The organism is Polynucleobacter sp. Adler-ghost, assembly GCF_018688495.1.
In the GTDB taxonomy this organism is placed as follows: domain Bacteria; phylum Pseudomonadota; class Gammaproteobacteria; order Burkholderiales; family Burkholderiaceae; genus Polynucleobacter.
On record NZ_CP061320.1, the window covers coordinates 2,007,942 to 2,027,213 of the forward strand.

General features: G+C 46.2%; 18 protein-coding genes and 1 riboswitch. Of the genes, 4 read left to right on the forward strand and 14 right to left on the reverse strand.

Features of this window, described 5'->3' with window-relative positions:
* Nucleotides 1-40: 40 nt before the first annotated feature.
* The 8 genes from ICV89_RS10410 to ICV89_RS10445 all read right to left on the reverse strand — a co-directional run bounded on the left by ICV89_RS10410 (nt 41) and on the right by ICV89_RS10445 (nt 7,548).
* Nucleotides 41-904, reverse strand: coding sequence for a pirin family protein (locus ICV89_RS10410; RefSeq protein ID WP_215310401.1), 864 nt, complete (start codon nt 902-904; stop codon nt 41-43).
* A 30-nt stretch (nt 905-934) separates the two neighbouring features.
* Nucleotides 935-1,492 carry a flavodoxin family protein gene (locus ICV89_RS10415; RefSeq protein ID WP_215308572.1) on the reverse strand — a complete coding sequence of 186 codons (558 nt, stop codon included), beginning with the start codon at nt 1,490-1,492 and terminating at the stop codon, nt 935-937.
* Between the two features lie 56 nt (nt 1,493-1,548).
* A complete protein-coding gene (locus ICV89_RS10420) occupies nt 1,549-1,965 on the reverse strand; it encodes a MarR family winged helix-turn-helix transcriptional regulator (protein WP_215308573.1) in 417 nt (138 codons plus the stop codon).
* A gap of 101 nt (nt 1,966-2,066) precedes the next feature.
* Nucleotides 2,067-3,899, reverse strand: a complete 1,833-nt coding sequence (gene glmS / locus ICV89_RS10425) for a glutamine--fructose-6-phosphate transaminase (isomerizing) (RefSeq protein ID WP_215308574.1) — start codon at nt 3,897-3,899, stop codon at nt 2,067-2,069.
* Complete coding sequence (gene glmU / locus ICV89_RS10430) at nt 3,899-5,359, reverse strand: bifunctional UDP-N-acetylglucosamine diphosphorylase/glucosamine-1-phosphate N-acetyltransferase GlmU (RefSeq protein ID WP_215308575.1); 1,461 nt, start codon at nt 5,357-5,359, stop codon at nt 3,899-3,901. The genes glmS and glmU overlap by 1 nt, the downstream gene beginning before the upstream one ends.
* Complete coding sequence (gene ttcA / locus ICV89_RS10435; RefSeq protein WP_215308576.1) at nt 5,356-6,264, reverse strand: tRNA 2-thiocytidine(32) synthetase TtcA; 909 nt, start codon at nt 6,262-6,264, stop codon at nt 5,356-5,358. The genes glmU and ttcA overlap by 4 nt, the downstream gene beginning before the upstream one ends.
* A gap of 28 nt (nt 6,265-6,292) precedes the next feature.
* A complete protein-coding gene (locus tag ICV89_RS10440) occupies nt 6,293-6,688 on the reverse strand; it encodes a dihydroneopterin aldolase (protein ID WP_215308577.1) in 396 nt (131 codons plus the stop codon).
* A 44-nt stretch (nt 6,689-6,732) separates the two neighbouring features.
* Entirely contained in the window at nt 6,733-7,548 is an 816-nt protein-coding gene (locus ICV89_RS10445; RefSeq protein ID WP_215308578.1) for an SDR family oxidoreductase, read from the reverse strand.
* 90 nt (nt 7,549-7,638) lie between these two features.
* Between ICV89_RS10445 and ICV89_RS10450 the strand changes: the two genes are divergently transcribed.
* Nucleotides 7,639-8,766 carry a class I SAM-dependent methyltransferase gene (locus ICV89_RS10450; RefSeq protein ID WP_251370840.1) on the forward strand — a complete coding sequence of 376 codons (1,128 nt, stop codon included), beginning with the start codon at nt 7,639-7,641 and terminating at the stop codon, nt 8,764-8,766.
* On the opposite strand, the gene ICV89_RS10455 is transcribed toward ICV89_RS10450, so the two are convergent.
* From ICV89_RS10455 to ICV89_RS10465, 3 genes are read right to left on the reverse strand one after another with little or no spacing between them, the layout of a single operon-like run.
* A complete protein-coding gene (locus ICV89_RS10455) occupies nt 8,763-9,911 on the reverse strand; it encodes a polynucleotide adenylyltransferase (protein WP_215308580.1) in 1,149 nt (382 codons plus the stop codon). The genes ICV89_RS10450 and ICV89_RS10455 overlap by 4 nt on opposite strands.
* A 4-nt stretch (nt 9,912-9,915) precedes the next feature.
* Entirely contained in the window at nt 9,916-10,824 is a 909-nt protein-coding gene (locus ICV89_RS10460; protein ID WP_215308581.1) for a complex I NDUFA9 subunit family protein, read from the reverse strand.
* Nucleotides 10,825-10,847: 23 nt separating this feature from the next.
* The gene (locus ICV89_RS10465; protein WP_251370841.1) at nt 10,848-12,806 is read right to left on the reverse strand and encodes a lytic transglycosylase domain-containing protein; all 1,959 of its coding nucleotides are present in this window, start codon (nt 12,804-12,806) and stop codon (nt 10,848-10,850) included.
* A gap of 55 nt (nt 12,807-12,861) precedes the next feature.
* Between ICV89_RS10465 and ICV89_RS10470 the strand changes: the two genes are divergently transcribed.
* A complete protein-coding gene (locus tag ICV89_RS10470) occupies nt 12,862-13,485 on the forward strand; it encodes a 5-formyltetrahydrofolate cyclo-ligase (protein WP_251370842.1) in 624 nt (207 codons plus the stop codon).
* Here the strand turns inward: ICV89_RS10470 and metF are convergent.
* From metF to metK, 3 genes are all read right to left on the reverse strand, one after another.
* Nucleotides 13,475-14,305 (reverse strand): methylenetetrahydrofolate reductase [NAD(P)H], encoded by an 831-nt coding sequence (gene metF / locus ICV89_RS10475; RefSeq protein ID WP_215308583.1) that lies wholly within the window; start codon nt 14,303-14,305, stop codon nt 13,475-13,477. The genes ICV89_RS10470 and metF overlap by 11 nt on opposite strands.
* 55 nt (nt 14,306-14,360) lie before the next feature.
* The gene (ahcY, locus tag ICV89_RS10480) at nt 14,361-15,806 is read right to left on the reverse strand and encodes an adenosylhomocysteinase (protein ID WP_215308584.1); all 1,446 of its coding nucleotides are present in this window, start codon (nt 15,804-15,806) and stop codon (nt 14,361-14,363) included.
* A gap of 61 nt (nt 15,807-15,867) precedes the next feature.
* Nucleotides 15,868-15,979, reverse strand: a riboswitch (S-adenosyl-L-homocysteine riboswitch).
* 79 nt (nt 15,980-16,058) lie between these two features.
* Entirely contained in the window at nt 16,059-17,225 is a 1,167-nt protein-coding gene (gene metK, locus ICV89_RS10485) for a methionine adenosyltransferase (protein WP_215308585.1), read from the reverse strand.
* Here metK and ICV89_RS10490 point away from each other — a divergent pair.
* Nucleotides 17,219-18,289: a lysophospholipid acyltransferase family protein gene (locus tag ICV89_RS10490; RefSeq protein ID WP_215308586.1), complete on the forward strand. Its 1,071-nt coding sequence runs from the start codon at nt 17,219-17,221 to the stop codon at nt 18,287-18,289. The genes metK and ICV89_RS10490 overlap by 7 nt on opposite strands.
* A gap of 24 nt (nt 18,290-18,313) precedes the next feature.
* Nucleotides 18,314-19,213: a lipid A biosynthesis acyltransferase gene (locus tag ICV89_RS10495; protein ID WP_215308587.1), complete on the forward strand. Its 900-nt coding sequence runs from the start codon at nt 18,314-18,316 to the stop codon at nt 19,211-19,213.
* Nucleotides 19,214-19,272: the final 59 nt, after the last annotated feature.

The window sequence follows — 19,272 nt, forward strand, 5'->3', positions numbered from 1 at the left end:
ATAGAAGTCAAACGGATTTTTTTACAGCTCAAGCATCTTCTTAGTGGGCAATTCTTCCAAAGCCCCCACTATTAAAATCTTGCATTGCCTGAGCTATCTCTTGTTTGGTATTCATGACAAAGGGGCCATAACCAACAATGGGTTCATCAATGGGCTCCCCACTCAGTAGCAAGGCAATAGAGTCTTCGAGCACATTAACTTGAATGTCCTGACCTTGATTGCTAAACATCAACATCTGTGCATCCTTGGCCACCACTCCCTCACCTGCTTCAATGGCGCCCTTAAGTACGACTAGAGATGCATTCCAACCCTCAGATACAGGGATACTGATTGAACCCTTTTTTAGCTTCAGGTCAATCACACTCATCGGTGTAAAGGTATGCGCAGGTCCTTGATAACCATCTAGCTCTCCAGCGATGATGCGGGCTTGCCCCGATCCCTCCTTCAAATCAACTCTAGGGATTTGTTTATCCAGAATGGCCTGATAAGCTGGCTTGGTCATTTTGAGTTTGGCCGGCAAATTGACCCACAATTGCACCATGTTTAGAGTTCCACCACGTTTGGCAAACCCTTCAGAATGAAACTCTTCATGCAAGATGCCAGAGCCAGCCGTCATCCACTGCACATCACCAGGACTAATAATGCCGCCCTGACCAGTAGAATCCTTGTGCGCTACTTCTCCATCATAAACAATCGTGACCGTTTCAAAACCGCGATGGGGGTGCGAGCCTACGCCCTTACGTTCAGCTGTCTGGGGAAACTCCGCGGGACCCGCATAGTCCAGCATCAAGAATGGGCTCATCTGCTTTCCTAAGTCTTGATAGAAGAACAAAGTGCGCACAGGAAAGCCATCGCCAACCCAGTGACCTTGATCATTACCTTGTATACCAATGAGCTGCTTCATCATTTCCCCAATTTTTTCGATTACTAATTTTTACTTTGCTTTTAGTTGGCCAGCAATCTTGGTAATACGCTCGCCATAGAGGCGTGCCGTTTCTAAATCGCCCACATTCACCTCATCTGCACTTGCATCTGAAGGTGTTTGCATCATTGCACCAGCGGACGAACCTACATAGTTCACATCATCACGCTTCGCAGCTTTGGAGTTTGAAGGCATTAAACCAGTGCCCACCCAAATGCCAGAATGTTGCATAGCGAGAGTGAAGAAGTAATGCAAGGTGGAATGCTTATCACCATTCATCGTGGCAGAGTTAGTGAAGCCACCGAAAACCTTATCTTTCCACTGCTGTGAAAACCATTGCTTAGAACTTGCATCTGCAAATTTCTTGAACTGCCAACTCACTGTACCCATGTAGGTTGGTGATCCAAATACGATGGCATCAGCAGTATTTAAGGTTTCCCACTGTGCATCAGTAATGTTACCTTCAGCATCAATAGCTACTAATGTGCCATTAGCACCCTTAGCGAGGGCTTCAGCCTGTTTGACAGTGTGGCCATAACCACTATGAAATACAACAGCTACTTTAGTCATGATGTTTTCCTTTAAAAAATAAAATTTTTTGTGATGCTGGTAGGTGAAATCTTTATTTAGTTAAATATTGCTTTAACTTCTTTTAAAACTGTTACCGCTTGTTCTAATTCTTGCTTGCTGAGCTTTCTGAAAGCTTTGCCGAGATGCTCAACATGCTCCGGAAATACCTTCTTAAATAATTTGTCACCTGTTTTTGAGAGGCCAATCTTGTAGCTACGGCCATCTTCGTCATTCATCAATTTTTCGATGAGCCCTTTAGCCTCAAGTCTTTCCAGGACACCCGTCATGGTTCCTTTAGAAATCAGTGTCTTTTCACCCAACTCCTTACAGGTCATCGGTGGCTGATTACCTAGGGTCGCAACAATATCGAACTGAGTCATGGTTAAACCCATCTCCTTGATATGTGCAGCCGAATGCGCCTCAAATGCCTGGTATGCCTGAACCAACTCCTTAACAAGCGATAGATGATTCATAGGTTTACCTCAATTTAGTCTGTATGCGTACCATTTTAGTACTAGTTCGTACTAATTGCAATAACTCATTAAATGGAGGAAGCACTACCCACCGTAATAAATTACTCGACCGTAACGCTCTTTGCGAGGTTGCGTGGCTTATCGACATCGGTATCCAAGGCGCAAGCCGTGTGATAAGCCAGGAGCTGAAGGGGAACTACATGCAAGATTGGCGAAAGATTGCCGTAGTGTTCAGGCAAACGAATCACATTGATGCCTTCACTACTAGTGATCTCGGAATCCTGGTCAGCAAAAACATAAAGCTTTCCACCGCGGGCTTTAACCTCTTGCATATTGGATTTGAGCTTTTCCAAGAGATCATCTTTAGGTGCTACAGTGACCACCGGCATCTTGTCAGTAACCAGCGCTAAGGGTCCGTGCTTTAACTCACCTGCTGGGTAGGCTTCGGCATGAATATATGAAATCTCCTTTAGCTTGAGAGCGCCCTCAAGAGCAATCGGATAGTGCATGCCGCGCCCCAGGAATAAAGCGTTTTCGCACTTAGCAAATGCTGTGCTCCAAGCAATGATCTGAGGCTCAAGAGCTAACACGGCATGCAAAGCTTTTGGCAAATGGCGTAAGTCACGCAAGAGCTCTTTCTCACGTTCGGGGCTTACTTTTCCTGCGCGCTTAGCCAATGAAACAGCCAATAGATAAAGGGCGACTAACTGAGTTGTAAATGCTTTGGTAGAAGCCACGCCAATCTCAATACCGGCCTTGGTCAAGAAATTCCAATTCGTTTCGCGAACCATGGCACTACTCGCTACATTACAAATCGCCAGGGTGTATTGATGCCCCAAAGACTGTGCGTGGCGCAAAGCTGCCAAAGTATCTGCAGTCTCACCGGATTGGGAGACCACCACAATTAATGTGTTGGGATTGGGGACGGTTGTGCGATAGCGATATTCACTAGCGATCTCCACCTGCGTCGGAATGCCGGCTAAATCTTCTAACCAGTATTTAGCAACACATGCAGAGTAGTAACTAGTACCACAGGCCAAGATCAAAATTTGATCAAACTTTTTCCACTGCTCTGGATCAGCATTAAATAGTTCCGGACCAAAGCTAGCAATATTGGCAAGCGTGTCACCAATTGCTCTGGGTTGCTCAAAAATTTCTTTTTGCATGTAGTGCTGATATGGCCCCAGGTCTACTGAATCAGCCTGAGCAGGCATGGGTTTTTGCTCTCGCTGCGCAGTCTTTCCTGCATGATCAATGATCTCAACACCCTCTGCCTTGAGAACAGCAACATCGCCCTCCTCTAAATACATCATGGAGTGTGCTCGACCAGCAAGCGCTAAGGCGTCAGACGCGAGGAAGTTCTCATTTTCGCCAAGCGCTACAACCAAGGGCGAACCTACTCGCGCGCCTACCAACAGATTTGGGCGATCTTGTGCAATCACGCCAATCGCATAAGCGCCATGCAGTCTTGGCAACACAGAACGGACTGAAGCGACTAAATCTTGTTGTTTGCTAGATATATAAGCTTGATGAATTAAATGCGCAATCACCTCGGTATCCGTTTCTGAGGTAAATACATAACCTGCCGATTTAAGCTCAGCGCGGAGTGATTCGTAGTTTTCAATAATGCCGTTATGGACTACGGCAATCAATCCACCAGAAATATGGGGATGTGCATTTTGTGTATCAGGCTTACCGTGCGTTGCCCAACGGGTATGCGCAATCCCTAAGGTGCCATGAAATTCTTTACCCTGCTCTGCTAACTCAGAGACACGAGCAGTAGTGCGTGCACGTTCAATCGGATGCTTGGCATCATCACCATTCATGACGGCAAAGCCACAAGAATCATAGCCACGGTACTCAAGACGACGTAAGCCTTCAATTAAAACTTCAACAATGTTCTTACGCGATGCTGCGCCAACAATTCCGCACATTATTTTTTAGCCTTAACGGATTTTTTGGTGCTTACCTTCTTGGTGACTACTTTCTTTTCTTTCTTTACCGGGCGCTGCCACTGTAAAGAGATTTGCTTGGCTCGTGATACCGTGAGCTGATTGGGTGGAGCATCTTTGGTCAGGGTCGTGCCTGCCCCTAAAGTAGCGCCGCGGCCAACACGCACTGGGGCAACCAGCTGCGTATCAGAGCCAATGAAGACATCGTCCTCAATAATGGTTTGGTGTTTATTCACACCATCGTAATTGCAAGTAATTGTGCCTGCACCGATATTGACTCTGGAGCCCACGATGGAGTCACCCACATAAGCCAAGTGATTTGCTTTACTGCTTGCAGCGATCTTACTGTTCTTGACTTCGACAAAGTTGCCAATATGTACATCGTGAGATAAATCTGCGCCAGGGCGCAAACGCGCATAAGGGCCGATCAGTGAATTTGCACCAACTTGCGCACCATCAATATGACTGTATGGGTGAATGATGACGCCCTTACCAATTACGCTATTGCGAATAATGCAGTACGGGCCTACTTTTGTTCCTGCAGCCAAAGTGACGCAACCCTCAAATACACAACCGACATCAATAAAGACATCTGTACCGCACTCTAGAGTTCCGCGAACATCAATCCGCGCTGGATCCGCCAAAGAAACACCGGCATCCATTAATACATGTGCTTGATTGAGTTGATGTACTCGCTCTAATGCAGCCAACTGATCGCGACTATTAACACCAACAGTCTCATATTCGTTATCAGCTTGTGCAGTGCGAATAGGAACACCATCCTTGACTGCCATTGCAATCACATCAGTTAAATAATATTCACCTTGGGCATTACTTACACGCAAAGACTTTAACCATTTCTTGAGTGAATTGGTTGGCAGTACCATGATGCCGGTATTGATTTCTTGAATACGCTTTTGCTCAAGCGACGCATCTTTTTCTTCAACAATCTCTTTTACAGACCCGTCGATATCACGCACGATACGGCCATAGCCTGCTGGATTGTTGAGGTTTTGAGTTAGAAGCGCTAATGCAGAATCTTCACCGCGCACACCATCAGCCAATTTTTCTAATTTAGAGAGCGTCTTCTTACTTGTTAGGGGAACGTCACCATACAGAACCAAAGTAGGTTCATTCACATCCAACTTGGGCAAGGCTTGCAATAAAGCGTGGCCCGTTCCTTTTTGCTCCGCCTGCAATACTGTACCCACTTTGCCAAAGCGAGAATCTTGCATGCTGGCGATATGAAGAAATTCTTTAACATCCGCGGCGCCATGACCAACTACAACAATCGGAGCAGTTTTAGCGCTTTTGCCTTGAAGTTCTAATGCTGTATTGAGGACATGCTGGAGAAGGGGTTTCCCAGCCAAGGTTTGAAGAACCTTGGGTAGTGCGGACTTCATCCGCTTTCCCTGCCCAGCAGCCAAAATAACGATGTTCATAATGAAGGATTATAAGACCCCTGCATGAGTGTTCCACAGGCTATTTCATCGATTTCTGTCTCGTCAATTGCCTTATCGCCAGCAGATCTTGCGGCAATACCCGATAGTTCCGTAGAAATCCCGAGATTCTTAAAATCAAAGGCCTCACCATCCATTAAATGGGATGGCACGATGTGATGCATTGAGCGAAAGAGATTCTCTACGCGCCCTGGATGTTTTTTCTCCCACTCGCGCAACATCTCTTTCATGGCACCACGCTGAAGATTGGGCTGACTGCCACACAGATTACACGGAATAATTGGGAAGTTCATGTCTACTGCATAACGCTCCAGTAACTTTTCAGGAACGTAAGCTAGAGGGCGAATGACGATGTGCTTACCATCATCAGATCGCAACTTCGGTGGCATGCCCTTAAGCTTGCCAGCAAAGAACATATTAAGCATTAATGTCTCTAAGATGTCATCACGATGGTGGCCCAAGGCAATCTTAGTAGCGCCCAACTCATCTGCTACACGATACAAAATACCACGACGTAATCGAGAGCAAAGTCCGCACGTAGTTTTTCCCTCTGGAATGACACGCTTAACGATGCTATAGGTATCTTGATTTTCAATATGGTACTCAACACCCAAAGCTTTTAAATAATTCGGCAAAATCTCCGCCGGAAAGCCTGGCTGCTTTTGATCTAAGTTGACAGCAACAATTTCAAAATCAATTGGGGCACGCTCGCGCAACTTCAACAGAATATCGAGCATGGCATAACTATCTTTACCGCCAGATAAACACACCATCACTTTATCGCCATCTTCGATCATGCCAAAGTCGCCAATCGCTTGACCAACTAAACGGCACAGCTTTTTCTCAAGCTTGTTTTCTTCTAAGACGACTTTGCGAATATCACTCATAGCTACTAAATTCTTTTCTGGAGTTTCTTTAAGCCTGCTTCATCCGAAACACCTCAACACCAACAGAGTGGCAATCAGGGTAAACATCGGGCTTGGCCGTACTGACGCGAGCAGCAATGACCTTAGGATGCAATAACATTGCATTGACGATGTCATCGCAAAAGGTTTCTTGTAGATGGATATGGCCTTGGGAAGACCGTGCCTTAATGGTTTCACGCATAAAGTCATAATCAACTACTTCTTCCAATAAATCTTTAGAAGGGGTATTCATATTCAGAGGAATATAGAGATCTACATTGAGAATGACGCGCTGTTCAGCTTTTTTCTCAAAATCATGGACACCAATATTGATATAGATTTCATAGTCACGCAGAAATAAGCGGCGGCAATCAGCAAGTGCTGGATAAGAAAGAATGGCTTGCATAATTTTTATTTACTCTTTTTAACTTTTTATTCTGTATTAATTTCTTAGCTTGTTTTAAACATCACATCGCGCGATGATGGCAGCAGATGTTGTCCACCATCTACATATAAAGTTGTGCCTGTGATCGCATGCGAGCTGGCTAAAAATACAGCTGCTTTTGCAATATCACTAGGTGTTGATGATTTTCCTAAAGGCGTCATCTGGTGCGCCTTCGTGAAACCTGCGTCGGTTTGATCACCAGAAGTGAGCGTGATACCGGGAGCCAAACCAATCACTCGCAAGTGTGGAGCAAAATCTACCGCCAGCATCTCAACCGAAGTGAGGAGTGCAGCCTTGGATAATGTGTAGGACAAATAATCAGGATTTAGATTAATTAATTTTTGATCAAGCAACTGAATTACTGAAGGGATCGATAAATCACGCTCACTTACTTTCTTTGACTGTCCCTTTTGATAGTCAAACATCAACCGCGATAGCAATATGGGCGCAGCTAAATTGACCTGCATGTGGTCTTGTAAAGTTTTGCTACTGAGTGGAGCATCCGAACTAGCACGATCATATTCAAAGATCGAGGCATTATTAATCAGGCATTGCAAATTATTGAACTTGGCAGCAACTGCGGCAAATAATGAGTTCACTTGTGCTTCGCTGGCAAGGTCTGCTTTAAACGCGATGGCTTTACACCCTAGCCGGTGGATTTGGGCTACGGTAGCTTGAGCCTCGGATTCCGACTGGCTATAGTGGACGGCTACATCCCAGCCTTGACAAGCAAACTCCAAGGCAATTTCTCGACCGAGACGCTTAGCAGCGCCAGTCACTAAAACTGCTTTGTTTTCTTGGGGTTGTGGGTTTGAACTCAAGTTACCTAAATTCTCTTAGACTAGCGAGCTATGGATATTACCTTGACCAGCCTTGAAACGGCTCATACCGAGCTTCTAAGCCAGAAAATAATGGCGGAAATCACCACACACGGCGGCTGGATACCCTTTTCAAGATATATGGAAATGGCTCTCTATGAGCCTGGAATGGGCTATTACAGCGCTGGGGCCCATAAATTGGGTGCTGGTGGTGATTTCACGACCGCGCCTGAGCTCTCCCCCCTATTTGGCGCTGCCATTGTGGAGACGCTTCTACCTATTTTGGAGGGTCTTCAGAATCAAGGGCTCCCCACCCAGATTCTGGAGTTTGGCGCCGGTACAGGCAAGTTAGCCGAATCCATTCTGAGCCGACTTCACGAACTTGATTTCACCTTGGATCACTACGACATTATCGAGATCTCACCCGACCTAGCCCAAAGGCAAGAAGAGCGACTTCAACATCTCTCCAAGGAACTCAATTTATCCACCCAATACCGTTGGCTCAGCTCCTTACCCAGCAACATCAAAGGTATTATTTTGGCCAACGAAGTTATTGACGCCATTCCTTGTGATGCCATCATTTTTCAGAATGGCTTCTGGTATTGGCAGGGTGTTTCCGTTGTTGATGGCAGACTTACTTGGTCAATAGGAGGGCCCGTTGAACAAGCCCTACTTCCAGAAACCTTGGTGAATGGAAGTTTTTCTGAAGGCTACGTTTCCGAACTCCACGCACCAGCTAATGCTTGGATGCGCCAAGTAGCCAATCACCTAGATACTGGCCTCTTCCTCACATTTGATTATGGGTTTCCAGAGAGTGAGTACTATCACCCTCAACGTCTCGAGGGCACCTTAATGGCACACCATCGCCATCATGCAATTCAGGATCCATTTTATCTTCCGGGGCTATGTGATGTGACTACCCACGTGGAGTGGTCACAAATTGCGCGCAATGCGCTAGAGGAAGAAGTTGATGATGTCTATCTCAGCAATCAAGCAAGTTACTTGCTTGATGCGGGTATTGGCGATATCGCATTAGAGATTGGCGACCCCAGCAATCCAGAAACTTTTTTACCCATTTCAAACTCTCTACAAAAACTGTTGTCCGAAGCGGAGATGGGTGAGCTCTTTAAGGTCTTCGCATTCTCAAAGAAACTATCTGACATATTGCCAGACCATTCATTAGAAGACTTGCCTGGCCTTCGAGGCAGAAACCGGCTTTAAGTTAATCCAATAGTGAATGCTGCAGTAATGGCTGAGAGTCTTGCGACATCTACTGCATGGCGAATACTTTCACCATTGGATCGTTCTTCTGCAGGAATCCCTTCAATAATTTCGGCTGTATTAATTACCTGAGTATTTTGCATTGCCAAAATTAAAGTGTCGACATTCAGGCCGATGCGTTTAGCTAAATTCAGTAAAGTCTGGCCACGATCAGGCTTGCGCCAAACATCCGCACGATTAAACCAAGTCAACATATCGGCAGGCTGAAATGCGCCATTTTTAGACTTTGCCCTACTCTCAATTAACAAATAGAGCTCACTAAATATTTCACTGAAGTCACGCACTTCATTTGGCATTTTGACTGAGGCTGCCCATGACCGAATTTCACTAGCAGACAAGTTCATGAGCGTAACAGCGCAGCGATCTTCAAGGCGGTTATCTGCTGCATGCAAGTGTGCGATGAGTTGCTCGCGAAATTCTTCTTTAGCTAAATTATTTGCTAGCTTCGTCGGCAGCAGCACTCTAGCTGCGTCTGCATCTAACAAAACTTGGAACATTCGCATTGGCTTACTGGCAGCAAAACCTCTAGCTAGCTCCTGCCAAATTCTTTCAGCCGAGAGTGCTGATAATTCATTAGACCGAACTATGACCTGCAAAGCATCCATGGTTTCTGGCGCGACCATGAACTCCGGAAAGCGGGCAGCGAAACGAGCGATACGCAATAGACGCAAAGGGTCTTCTGCAAACGCATCAGATACATGGCGGAAAATTTTTGATGCCAAATCGTCCTGACCGTTGTAGGGATCTAGAATAGGCCCCACCCACTTGCCATCAGATCCCACCTCTTGGGCCATTGCATTAATCGTCAGATCACGCCGCTCTAAGTCTTGTTCTAGAGTGACAGTCGGGTCGGCATAAAACAAAAAGCCTTTATAGCCCTTGCCCGTCTTACGCTCCGTACGAGCCAAGGCATATTCAGCTTGAGTCTCAGGATGCAGAAAGACTGGGAAATCTTTGCCTACAGGACGATATCCCTGAGCAATCATCTCTTCTACGCTAGAACCCACTACGACGTAATCAATGTCGTGCACCGGCAAACCCATGAGGGTATCCCGAATAGCGCCACCGACTGCATAGATCTTCATCGATTTATTTCATGCCTTCTAGTGTGCGACGACTCATGCCAAAAACTTTACTCAGGGCATCTACCCTATTTAGCGGCAGGATATTGGGCAACTGCATGGAGGCAATATTGTCGCGTGACATTAAGGTCGGAACCGGTAAAAACTCAAATGCCAAAGCCTGAAGATAACCAACAAAATCCGGTACGGGAATGATCACGCATTTTGTATCGACTTTACGCGCAGCAAATTCCACAATCTCTTTCATGGTGTAGACCGTGGGCCCTACTAAATCATAAGACTGACGAATCGTCGATGGCATTTTTAAAGCCCTTGTGAATGCAGTGGCCACATCATCCACACTCACCGGCTGAAACTGCGCTGCTGAGTTTGCCAAAGGCATCACCGGAAATAATTTCGTTAACTTGGCAAACAAATTAATAAATTGATCCTGCGCACCAAAAATGACTGAGGGTCTAAAAATAGTCCAGTCGAGATTACTAGCTTTTAATGCGGCCTCTCCATCGCCCTTACTGCGCTGATACATTGATGGGCCATTTGAATCCGCACCCAATGCACTCATGTGCAGGTAGCGCTTAAGACCATGTAACTGCATGGCGGTCATAATATTTTTAGGGAGCTCCACATGAGCTGCTTTAAATACTTTTCCGTATGGCTCAGCGGGCTTGTCATGCAGGACGCCAACCAAATTGATCACTGCACCACCAGGTTTAATGCGTGAGCAAAGCACTTGTAAAGAATCAAACTCATGCACATCAGCATCTTCTAAATATATCTTTGGCAACATGCGTAATTCACGAGCGGATGCCAAGTGCCTAGTGGGTAGCAATACTGAATAGCCCTCTGCCTGCAATTGGGCAGCCAAGACTCTGCCTACAAAACCGTTACCACCAATTAACAGAATGTCATATTTCATAAAAATCCCATCTCGTTAAACTATTAGGGCAACTCAGAGGCGTTTGCCGCCTTAGGTGTGATCACCCCCAAACGCTGTTTTAAAGATTGTGTCTGACCATGCATTACCGATGAATAGTATGTTGCATTAGCCAACACGTTTTTTACATAAGTTCGGGTTTCATTGAACGGAATCGTTTCAGCAAAAATTGCACCCTCTGTTGGGCTAGTCAGCTTTTCCCGCCAAGTTTTTGAGCGCGATGGGCCAGCGTTATAAGCAGCAGAAGCCAAAACCCAAGAGCCATCCAGATCTACCAAGACCATATTCAAGTAATTGCTACCCAAGGTGAGATTGGTGTTGGTATCAGCAAGCTTGTCATTGGTATAAGAGTTCATGCCAATCTTCTTTGCCACATACTTTGCTGTATTCGGCATCACCTGCATCAATCCTGATGCGCCCACAGAAGAGGAGGCATTCATAATGAAGCGTGATTCTTGACGAATCAACCCATAGGTCCAAGCCAAGTTCAAATCAATTTGCTTTGCAATCGGCGATAGCTCATCACGATAGGGTGTAGGGTAACGCAAACTGAAGTCATGCTCTTGCTTAGTGCGGTCTGCAGTATTGACAACACGGTCATATAGACTAATACGCTTGGCGTACTCAGCAGATGCCAGCAATTGCTTATCAGTCATATTACGCAATTCCCAGTTCCACTCACGATTGCCTTCAAAACGCAAATTCATGGCATAGAAACGCTCGCCCCTGATAAAGCCTTTACGCTGAGACATCGCTTCGATTTCTGCATCACTAACCTTAGTGCGTGCAGGCACATGATTTGATTTACCTAAATCCTCTCGTGCAAGCTGTCCATAAAAATTATATTGATCGGCAACGAGTTCAAGGTTCTCGCGTGCCTTTTCATTTTGTCCATCCACCTTCAATGCACGCGCATACCAATAAGTCCAAGCGGGATCTTTACTGCGAACCGCAGGATTCATACCTTCAATCGCATTCTTTACTAGCGTCCAATCCTTAGCGCGCAAGCCTGCACGGACCTTCCATTCCTGACCTTCAGCAGAGAGCAGCTCGTTATAACCTAACTCTTGTTGAAAACGATAGGCATCATCTGCATTAGGATCTAATTTCTTTGCAAGGAACTGACCAATGACACCCCAAGCTATAGCCTGATTCTCTTTACTATAGCGAGATGCATTTTGTGAAAAATCTTTAAATGCTTTTGCGGGATCGGCTTTAGCAGTCTTCACAATCTCGGCAATCGGATCTTCCCCACCTAAGCGACGTGACATAGTGTCAAAACCCATCTCACTGGCAGCGCGACCAATTGCTTTTGCTTCGCTCGGCGTCATACCTCCTGCACCAGCCAAGGCAGGCACCAATTCTTGGCAAGCCTGACCGAAATAGCGTGGATCCAATAATATTGCGCGTGCATCAATTGCTACTTTGGTTGGGTTCTCACCTTGAGCCAGTTTTGACTGTAGTGAATAGCACTTCACCTGAGTGTCATCATCTAGGACAAACTTGGGGTATTCAGCATCAAAACGTGGCCAATCTTTTCGCTTACCCAAAACGAGCAGCCAATCATTACGCATCCGATCGGCCAGAGCCGAACCTTGATATTGATTTAAAAAAGCCGCCACCTGAGAATCCGCATTACTATCGGCGCGCGCGGCACCAGCACTATCAAATAGCTGGGGCTTAATACGAAAATAGGCTACGTAGTCGTCATAGGGATAATTGGAGAGGCTGGCTGCTAATGTCTGTGCTCGAGCAACATCATTTCGTTTGGCTGCCTCGCGTAACTCAATAAAAGTGCGGTCGCCTTCAGTGATTTCAAATGCTGAAATTCTGCTTTCTTTGGCTGGGCTTGTTTTCTTAACCTTCTCTGCAGAAATGCTAGGCGTAGAAATGAGCAGGACCAAAAATAAAATTCCGCCCAGAGTATTTTTCCAGCCACCAAGAACATCAACCCTCTTTTTCACTATCTTGCCTTATCGATTTACTATATCTCTTAATTTTCGCCTGATAATGGATGATATGCACGGCAATTCTCCAAAATCGTTACGGCAGCGCTTACTAGCCCAAAGAAAACAATTTGTGGGTAGCGCAGGCTATGCCAAAGTACAAGAAGCTATTGTGACCAGTCTTACCCATTTACTGGCCAAGTATGATGCCCAGATTCAATCTGTTGCCTTATATTGCCCCATACAAGATGAGCTTGACCTCAGACCGGCTCTTTTAGCTTGGGCGGACAGTAAGACAGACAAAGTGCTAGCGCTCCCTTTTGCGCGCCCCGATAAGCATTTAGATTTTTATGTCTGGCAAGAGGGCGATCTACTTATTCCAAGTCGCCACGGCGTACTAGAGCCTGACCCTAATAACCCCCGCAGACCTCAAATCATTCCAGACTGTATTTTGATTCCCTGCGTTGGCTGGTCACAGTCTAAGGCAGGAGATAAAAACCATCATTGGCGACTGGGGTATGGGGGCGGCTACTTTGATCGCACTTTGGCACAATTGCGTAAAGCTAAGCCAAACCTACTGTGTATAGGAATTGGCTTTGATTGGCAAAAGTTAGATGATGCACAGTGGCAAGCTCAAACGCATGATGAGCCTTTAGATGCCATGCTGACAGAGTCAGGCTTAGTAACTACTGATTGAGGCTTAAATTATCTGCAATGGCTAAAACGGCATCAGCCTGATTTAGCGAATAGAAATGCAGTCCAGGCGCTCCTGCAACTAGAAGCTGGTCGCAAAGATCAGTAACCACCTCTTCACCAAAAGCACGAATAGAGGCAGTGTCATCACCATAAGACTGCAAACGCAAACGAATCCAACGCGGGATCTCTGCGCCGCAGGCATCAGAAAAACGTAGCAACTGAGTGCTATTGGTAATCGGCATGATTCCGGCAATAACCGGCTGAGTAACGCCCAATTCATATGCCTCATCTACAAAACGAAAATAGGCATCGCTGTTATAAAAATATTGTGTGACTGCGGAGTTTGCTCCAGCCTTCATCTTCTGCACAAAAAAATCCACATCGGTTGCCGGTGACTTAGCCTGAGGATGACATTCCGGATATGCAGCGACATCAATGTGAAACCAGTCACCGGTTTCTGTACGAATGAATTCAACCAATTCATTGGCATGATGGAACTCACCATATTGACCCATACCAGATGGTAGGTCGCCACGCAAAGCTACGATACGCTTAATACCTAAAGCTTGGTATTGCTTCAACATCTCGCGCACGCTCTCACGTGAGCTTCCAACACAAGATAAGTGGGGAGCAACCGCTGCACCTGCAGCATGAATGTCGCTCACCACTTTTAATGTGCCAGATTGAGTAGAGCCACCAGCACCAAAAGTCACGGAATAAAAAGCAGGCTTGAGCATTTCACTAAAACGCTCGCGCACGAGATGTAACTTATTCTCACCTTCAGGTGTTTTTGGAGGGAAGAATTCAACGCTTAATTCCATGATCTTGGGCCTGTGTCTCTATTTCTCTATTGAACAATATCTAGCAAGGAGCTGATTAATAACGGTAGTGATCGGTCTTATAAGGACCTTCCTTAGTCACACCAATGTAAGACGCCTGCTGATCTGACAATACAGTTAACTGAGCATTCAATGTCTTGAGCTGCAAACGCGCAACCTTCTCATCCAAATGCTTAGGCAAGGTATACACACCAACTGGATATTTATCTGTACCAACGGCATTCCACAATTCGATCTGCGCAATTACTTGGTTCGCAAATGAAGAGCTCATGACATAAGATGGGTGACCTGTACCGCAACCCAAATTAACTAAGCGGCCCTTGGCCAAGATAATGATGCGCTTCTCAGGATTGCCATTGATTGCCGGGAAAATCACGTGATCTACTTGTGGCTTGATTTCTTCCCATTTGTATTTCTCGATACCAGCAACATCAATCTCGTTATCAAAGTGGCCAATGTTACAAACGATGGCTTGATTCTTCATCTTGACCATATGGTCGTGTGTAATCACATGGTAGTTACCAGTTGCTGAAACAAAGATATCCGCCTTATCTGCAGCGTAATCCATTGTGACAACACGGTAACCTTCCATTGCTGCCTGCAAGGCACAGATGGGATCAACTTCAGTCACCCAAACTTGAGCAGACAAAGCGCGCAAAGCTTGCGCCGAGCCCTTGCCTACGTCGCCATAACCACAAACAACGGCAACCTTACCGGCAACCATGACATCGGTAGCACGCTTGATCGCATCCACTAAAGACTCACGGCAACCATAGAGGTTATCGAACTTGCTCTTGGTAACAGAGTCATTTACGTTAATAGCCGGGAACTTTAATTCACCCTTAGCAAACATCTGATAGAGGCGATGTACACCAGTAGTAGTTTCTTCCGTAACGCCTTTAACTTTTTCCAAACGAGTGGAATACCAAGTTGGATCTTGCGCCAATTTCTTTTTAATGGCTGCAAACAAAATGGTTTCTTCTTCGCTCGTTGGGTGATTCAAGCAAGCCTGATCTTTTTCAGCACGTGCCCCTAGGTGCAATAATAAAGTCGCATCGCCACCGTCATCCAAAATCATATTGGTGAAGCCGCCATCAGCCCACTCAAAAATACGGTGGGTGTAATCCCAGTATTGCTCAAGCGTTTCGCCCTTGATCGCAAACACCGGTGTGCCGTTAGCGGCAATCGCTGCAGCAGCGTGGTCTTGTGTAGAGAAAATATTGCAAGATGCCCACTGCACTTCAGCGCCAAGCGCCTCAAGCGTCTCGATCAAAACTGCAGTTTGAATGGTCATATGCAATGAGCCGGTGATGCGCGCACCACGCAATGGCTGTTGCGCTGCAAACTCATCTCGAATCGCAATCAGGCCTGGCATTTCAGTTTCAGCAATGGCGATTTCTTTACGGCCAAAGTCAGCCAAAGAAATGTCGGCAATAGCGCAACGGGTTGCTACAAAGTTATTTAAATCGGAAACGGTACTCATGAATGCTCCAGCTAAATACGATCCAATGCTGGAGTAGAAACTCGCTAGCCATTGAATCATGGGTTAGCGAGCGCAGTTGCAATTAGCAAACTCTGGGATTACCTAGGAGTCCACTCCCTTCAAGCCTGGGGAAATACTGGTTCTCAGCATTCCTTGCAACGCTCCTTGAAGGTATGGCGAAATTGTAATCAATTTCGCCATATTTCGCCTTAATACAAGTACATACTGCAAATTTGCTACTTAGGAGGCAGATTACAAGCCAGCGGCTGCACGCAATGCAGGCGCCTTATCGCACTGCTCCCAAGTAAATTCTGGCTCTTCACGACCAAAGTGCCCATAAGCAGCGGTCTTACGATAAATCGGGCGCAGGAGATTCAACATCTTGACGATACCCTTTGGACGCAAGTCAAAGTGTTCCGATACTAGTTTCGCAATCTTCTCGTCAGAAATCTTGCCAGTGCCGAAGGTGCTTACCATCACTGAAGTTGGTTTTGCCACACCAATTGCGTAAGAGATCTGAATTAAACACTTGCTTGCCAAACCTGCAGCAACTACGTTCTTTGCCACGTAACGACCAGCGTAGGCAGCAGAACGGTCAACCTTGGAAGGATCCTTACCAGAGAATGCGCCGCCACCGTGAGGAGCCGCACCACCATAAGTATCCACGATGATCTTACGACCAGTCAGACCACAATCGCCTTGCGGACCACCAATAACAAATCGACCTGTTGGATTCACCAAGAAATTAATAGCGCCTTTAATCAAATGCTTAGGCAATACAGGCTTGATGATTTCTTCGATCACTGCTTCACGCAACTTCTCGAGAGAAATATCTTCATCATGTTGTGTTGAAAGAACTACGGTATCGATTGAATCAGGCTTGCCATCCACATAACGCAAGGTCACTTGAGACTTGGCATCTGGGCGCAACCAGTTCAAACGGCCATCACGGCGTAATTGAGATTGACGCTCCACTAAACGATGCGACAAATGAATTGGTAGAGGCATGAGCTCTGTAGTTTCATCGCAGGCATAACCAAACATCAAGCCTTGATCACCAGCACCTTGGTCTAGACCATCGTCATGCGCCTTATCTACACCCTGAGCAATGTCGGGGCTTTGCTTGTCATAAGCGACCAATACGGCACAACCTTTGTAATCGATGCCGTAGTCAGTGTTGTCGTAACCAATTTCACGCAAAGTATTACGAGCAACTTGGATGTAATCCACATTGGCGTTTGTAGTGATCTCACCAGCCAAAACTACTAGCCCGGTATTACACAGAGTTTCCGCAGCAACACGCGCAGTTGGGTCCTGAGCCAGGATCGAATCCAAGATGGCATCAGAGATTTGGTCTGCTACTTTATCGGGGTGACCTTCAGAGACGGATTCTGAGGTAAAGAAGTAATCATTTGCCATTGCATATTCCTTTAAAAATTAACACGATCTTTGGGACAACTCGACGTGCCAGGAACTACAACGGCGACGCTTTAGCAGTATTTATGAATCGCCCTGCAAGTTGCCTTAACTCAGCGATAGTCCAATTCTATCCGAAAAACGCCTTATTCATCAAGCATCGCTGGAAATTTGGCCCTAGCGCTGGCATTGAATATCATTGGAGGGTGCGCAAACTCCTTCTCAAGCTAACCCTCGCAGCAATTGCAGTTTTGCCCTTATTCCTGGTTCAGGTAATTGGGGCTGTTTTGGGAATTTTGGCTTATTTAGGATCGGGGCAATATCGAACACTGTTTCGCCCTCAATATGAGTCCGTTGTTAAAAGCCATCATTTACCACTCCAACTCTGGAGTGCCGTGGCAGCCTCAGGACAACTCTTTTCAGATAGCCTGTGGATTTGGCGAAATCCCCAAAAAGCACTTTCCCTGGTTGAAATACAAGACTGGGATCTAGTTGAGGCAGCCATCAATGAAGGTCATGGCCTGGTCATGCTCACACCGCATCTGGGTGGCTTTGAAATCATCCCCAGGGTATTGGCTCAGCATTTCCCAGCCACCATCCTCTATCGCCCCTCCCGTCAAGAATGGCTCAATGAAGTAGTGGAAGAGGGTCGGGCCTACCCTAATATGCACTTCGTACCGACCAATCTGAACGGCGTTCGTCAAATGACGCGCGCCCTCACTCGTGGAGAAGCGATTGGCATTCTCCCAGATCAAGTTCCGAGTGGCGGTGAGGGCGTATGGGTGCCTTTCTTTGGGCGCTTAGCGTATACAACTCCGCTGCCAGCACGCTTAGCGAATCGTAACAACACACCAGTTGTCATGTTTACCGCCAAACGTAAAGGGCTGGGTAAAGGCTGGCTCATGCAAGCCAAGAGATTAGAGCCGCTTTCTGAAGACTCCACACTAGCAGCGGCTGAACTCAATCTTGCCATTGAGAATGCAATCCTTGTCGCACCAAATCAATTCATCTGGGCCTATAACCGCTACAAACATCCGAGCGGAGCAGAGCTACCACCAAGCAATTAGTTAATAAATTTATAATTTATTCTCATGACCTGCTTACAAAATGTTTTCAATTTTCTAGCGCTGAGCTTACTACGCCTGTTTGCATTTTTACCTTATGGTCTCACTATTCAGACTGGCTATGCTCTCGGCTGGCTAGCAGCACACATACCTAATGAGCGTGCCAAGGTTGTCACAACTAACTTAAGTCTGTGCTTTCCCAATCTGAGCAAAGATGAAATAGATGCACTTGCGCTAGAGCACTGGAAGTTATTTGGGCGTAGCGTAATCGAGAGAAGTCGTATTTGGCTTGGTAGTGGCAAACAAATTACTGATATCGTCACGATCAACTCTGCTATTACTTTAGGTGATCGCAAGCCACGACTCCTTATTAATCCCCACTTTGTTGGACTTGAAGGTGGCTTTATGGCTCTCTCCGTTTTAGCAAGTGAGCATGACTGGCCACGTGGTACTGGTCTCTATCAAAACATGAAGAACCCCTTCTTCAATCAAAAAATGATTGAATGGAGAAATCGTTTCGGGGGCAAATCGATTGAGAGACAAAGCCGCCTTCGTGATTTAATTCGAGAGATTCAAACGGGGAACTTTATTTTTATTGCGCCCGATATTGATCTTGGTCCACGCGACTCTGTTTTTGTACCCTTTTTTGGCATTCAAACCAATACGATTACTTCAGTCTCGCGCTTAGCTAGACTCAGTGGCGCAGAAGTCTGCCTCATGACCACCACTTTGGGTCCTGATCGTAAAGCCTATATCTGCAATATCAGCGCACCACTTCCCAACTTCCCAACAGATAATGTGGAAGCTGATACTGTACGCCTGAATAAATACATTGAAGACCTTGTTCGAGAAAGGCCGGCAGAGTACTATTGGGTACATAAACGCTTTAAGCATCGGCCGTCCGGCGAGCCAAGCCTTTATAACTAATTGGAATTCTTTTGAGCACGAATGTAAATAAGTCCGCGCGCACATTACGCTTCACCAAA

Excerpts from the sequence above, each read along its gene's own strand:
- metF (WP_215308583.1), bottom strand. The coding sequence starts at position 14,305 with ATGGAATTAAGCGTTGAATTCTTCCCTCCAAAAACACCTGAAGGTGAG.
- ICV89_RS10410 (WP_215310401.1), bottom strand. The coding sequence starts at position 904 with ATGAAGCAGCTCATTGGTATACAAGGTAATGATCAAGGTCACTGGGTT.
- ICV89_RS10460 (WP_215308581.1), bottom strand. The coding sequence starts at position 10,824 with ATGAAATATGACATTCTGTTAATTGGTGGTAACGGTTTTGTAGGCAGA.
- ICV89_RS10470 (WP_251370842.1), top strand. The coding sequence starts at position 12,862 with ATGCACGGCAATTCTCCAAAATCGTTACGGCAGCGCTTACTAGCCCAA.
- ttcA (WP_215308576.1), bottom strand. The coding sequence starts at position 6,264 with ATGAGTGATATTCGCAAAGTCGTCTTAGAAGAAAACAAGCTTGAGAAA.
- glmS (WP_215308574.1), bottom strand. The coding sequence starts at position 3,899 with ATGTGCGGAATTGTTGGCGCAGCATCGCGTAAGAACATTGTTGAAGTT.
- ahcY (WP_215308584.1), bottom strand. The coding sequence starts at position 15,806 with ATGAGTACCGTTTCCGATTTAAATAACTTTGTAGCAACCCGTTGCGCT.
- metK (WP_215308585.1), bottom strand. The coding sequence starts at position 17,225 with ATGGCAAATGATTACTTCTTTACCTCAGAATCCGTCTCTGAAGGTCAC.
- ICV89_RS10440 (WP_215308577.1), bottom strand. The coding sequence starts at position 6,688 with ATGCAAGCCATTCTTTCTTATCCAGCACTTGCTGATTGCCGCCGCTTA.
- ICV89_RS10450 (WP_251370840.1), top strand. The coding sequence starts at position 7,639 with ATGGCGGAAATCACCACACACGGCGGCTGGATACCCTTTTCAAGATAT.
- ICV89_RS10495 (WP_215308587.1), top strand. The coding sequence starts at position 18,314 with ATGACCTGCTTACAAAATGTTTTCAATTTTCTAGCGCTGAGCTTACTA.
- glmU (WP_215308575.1), bottom strand. The coding sequence starts at position 5,359 with ATGAACATCGTTATTTTGGCTGCTGGGCAGGGAAAGCGGATGAAGTCC.
- ICV89_RS10415 (WP_215308572.1), bottom strand. The coding sequence starts at position 1,492 with ATGACTAAAGTAGCTGTTGTATTTCATAGTGGTTATGGCCACACTGTC.
- ICV89_RS10455 (WP_215308580.1), bottom strand. The coding sequence starts at position 9,911 with ATGAAGATCTATGCAGTCGGTGGCGCTATTCGGGATACCCTCATGGGT.
- ICV89_RS10420 (WP_215308573.1), bottom strand. The coding sequence starts at position 1,965 with ATGAATCATCTATCGCTTGTTAAGGAGTTGGTTCAGGCATACCAGGCA.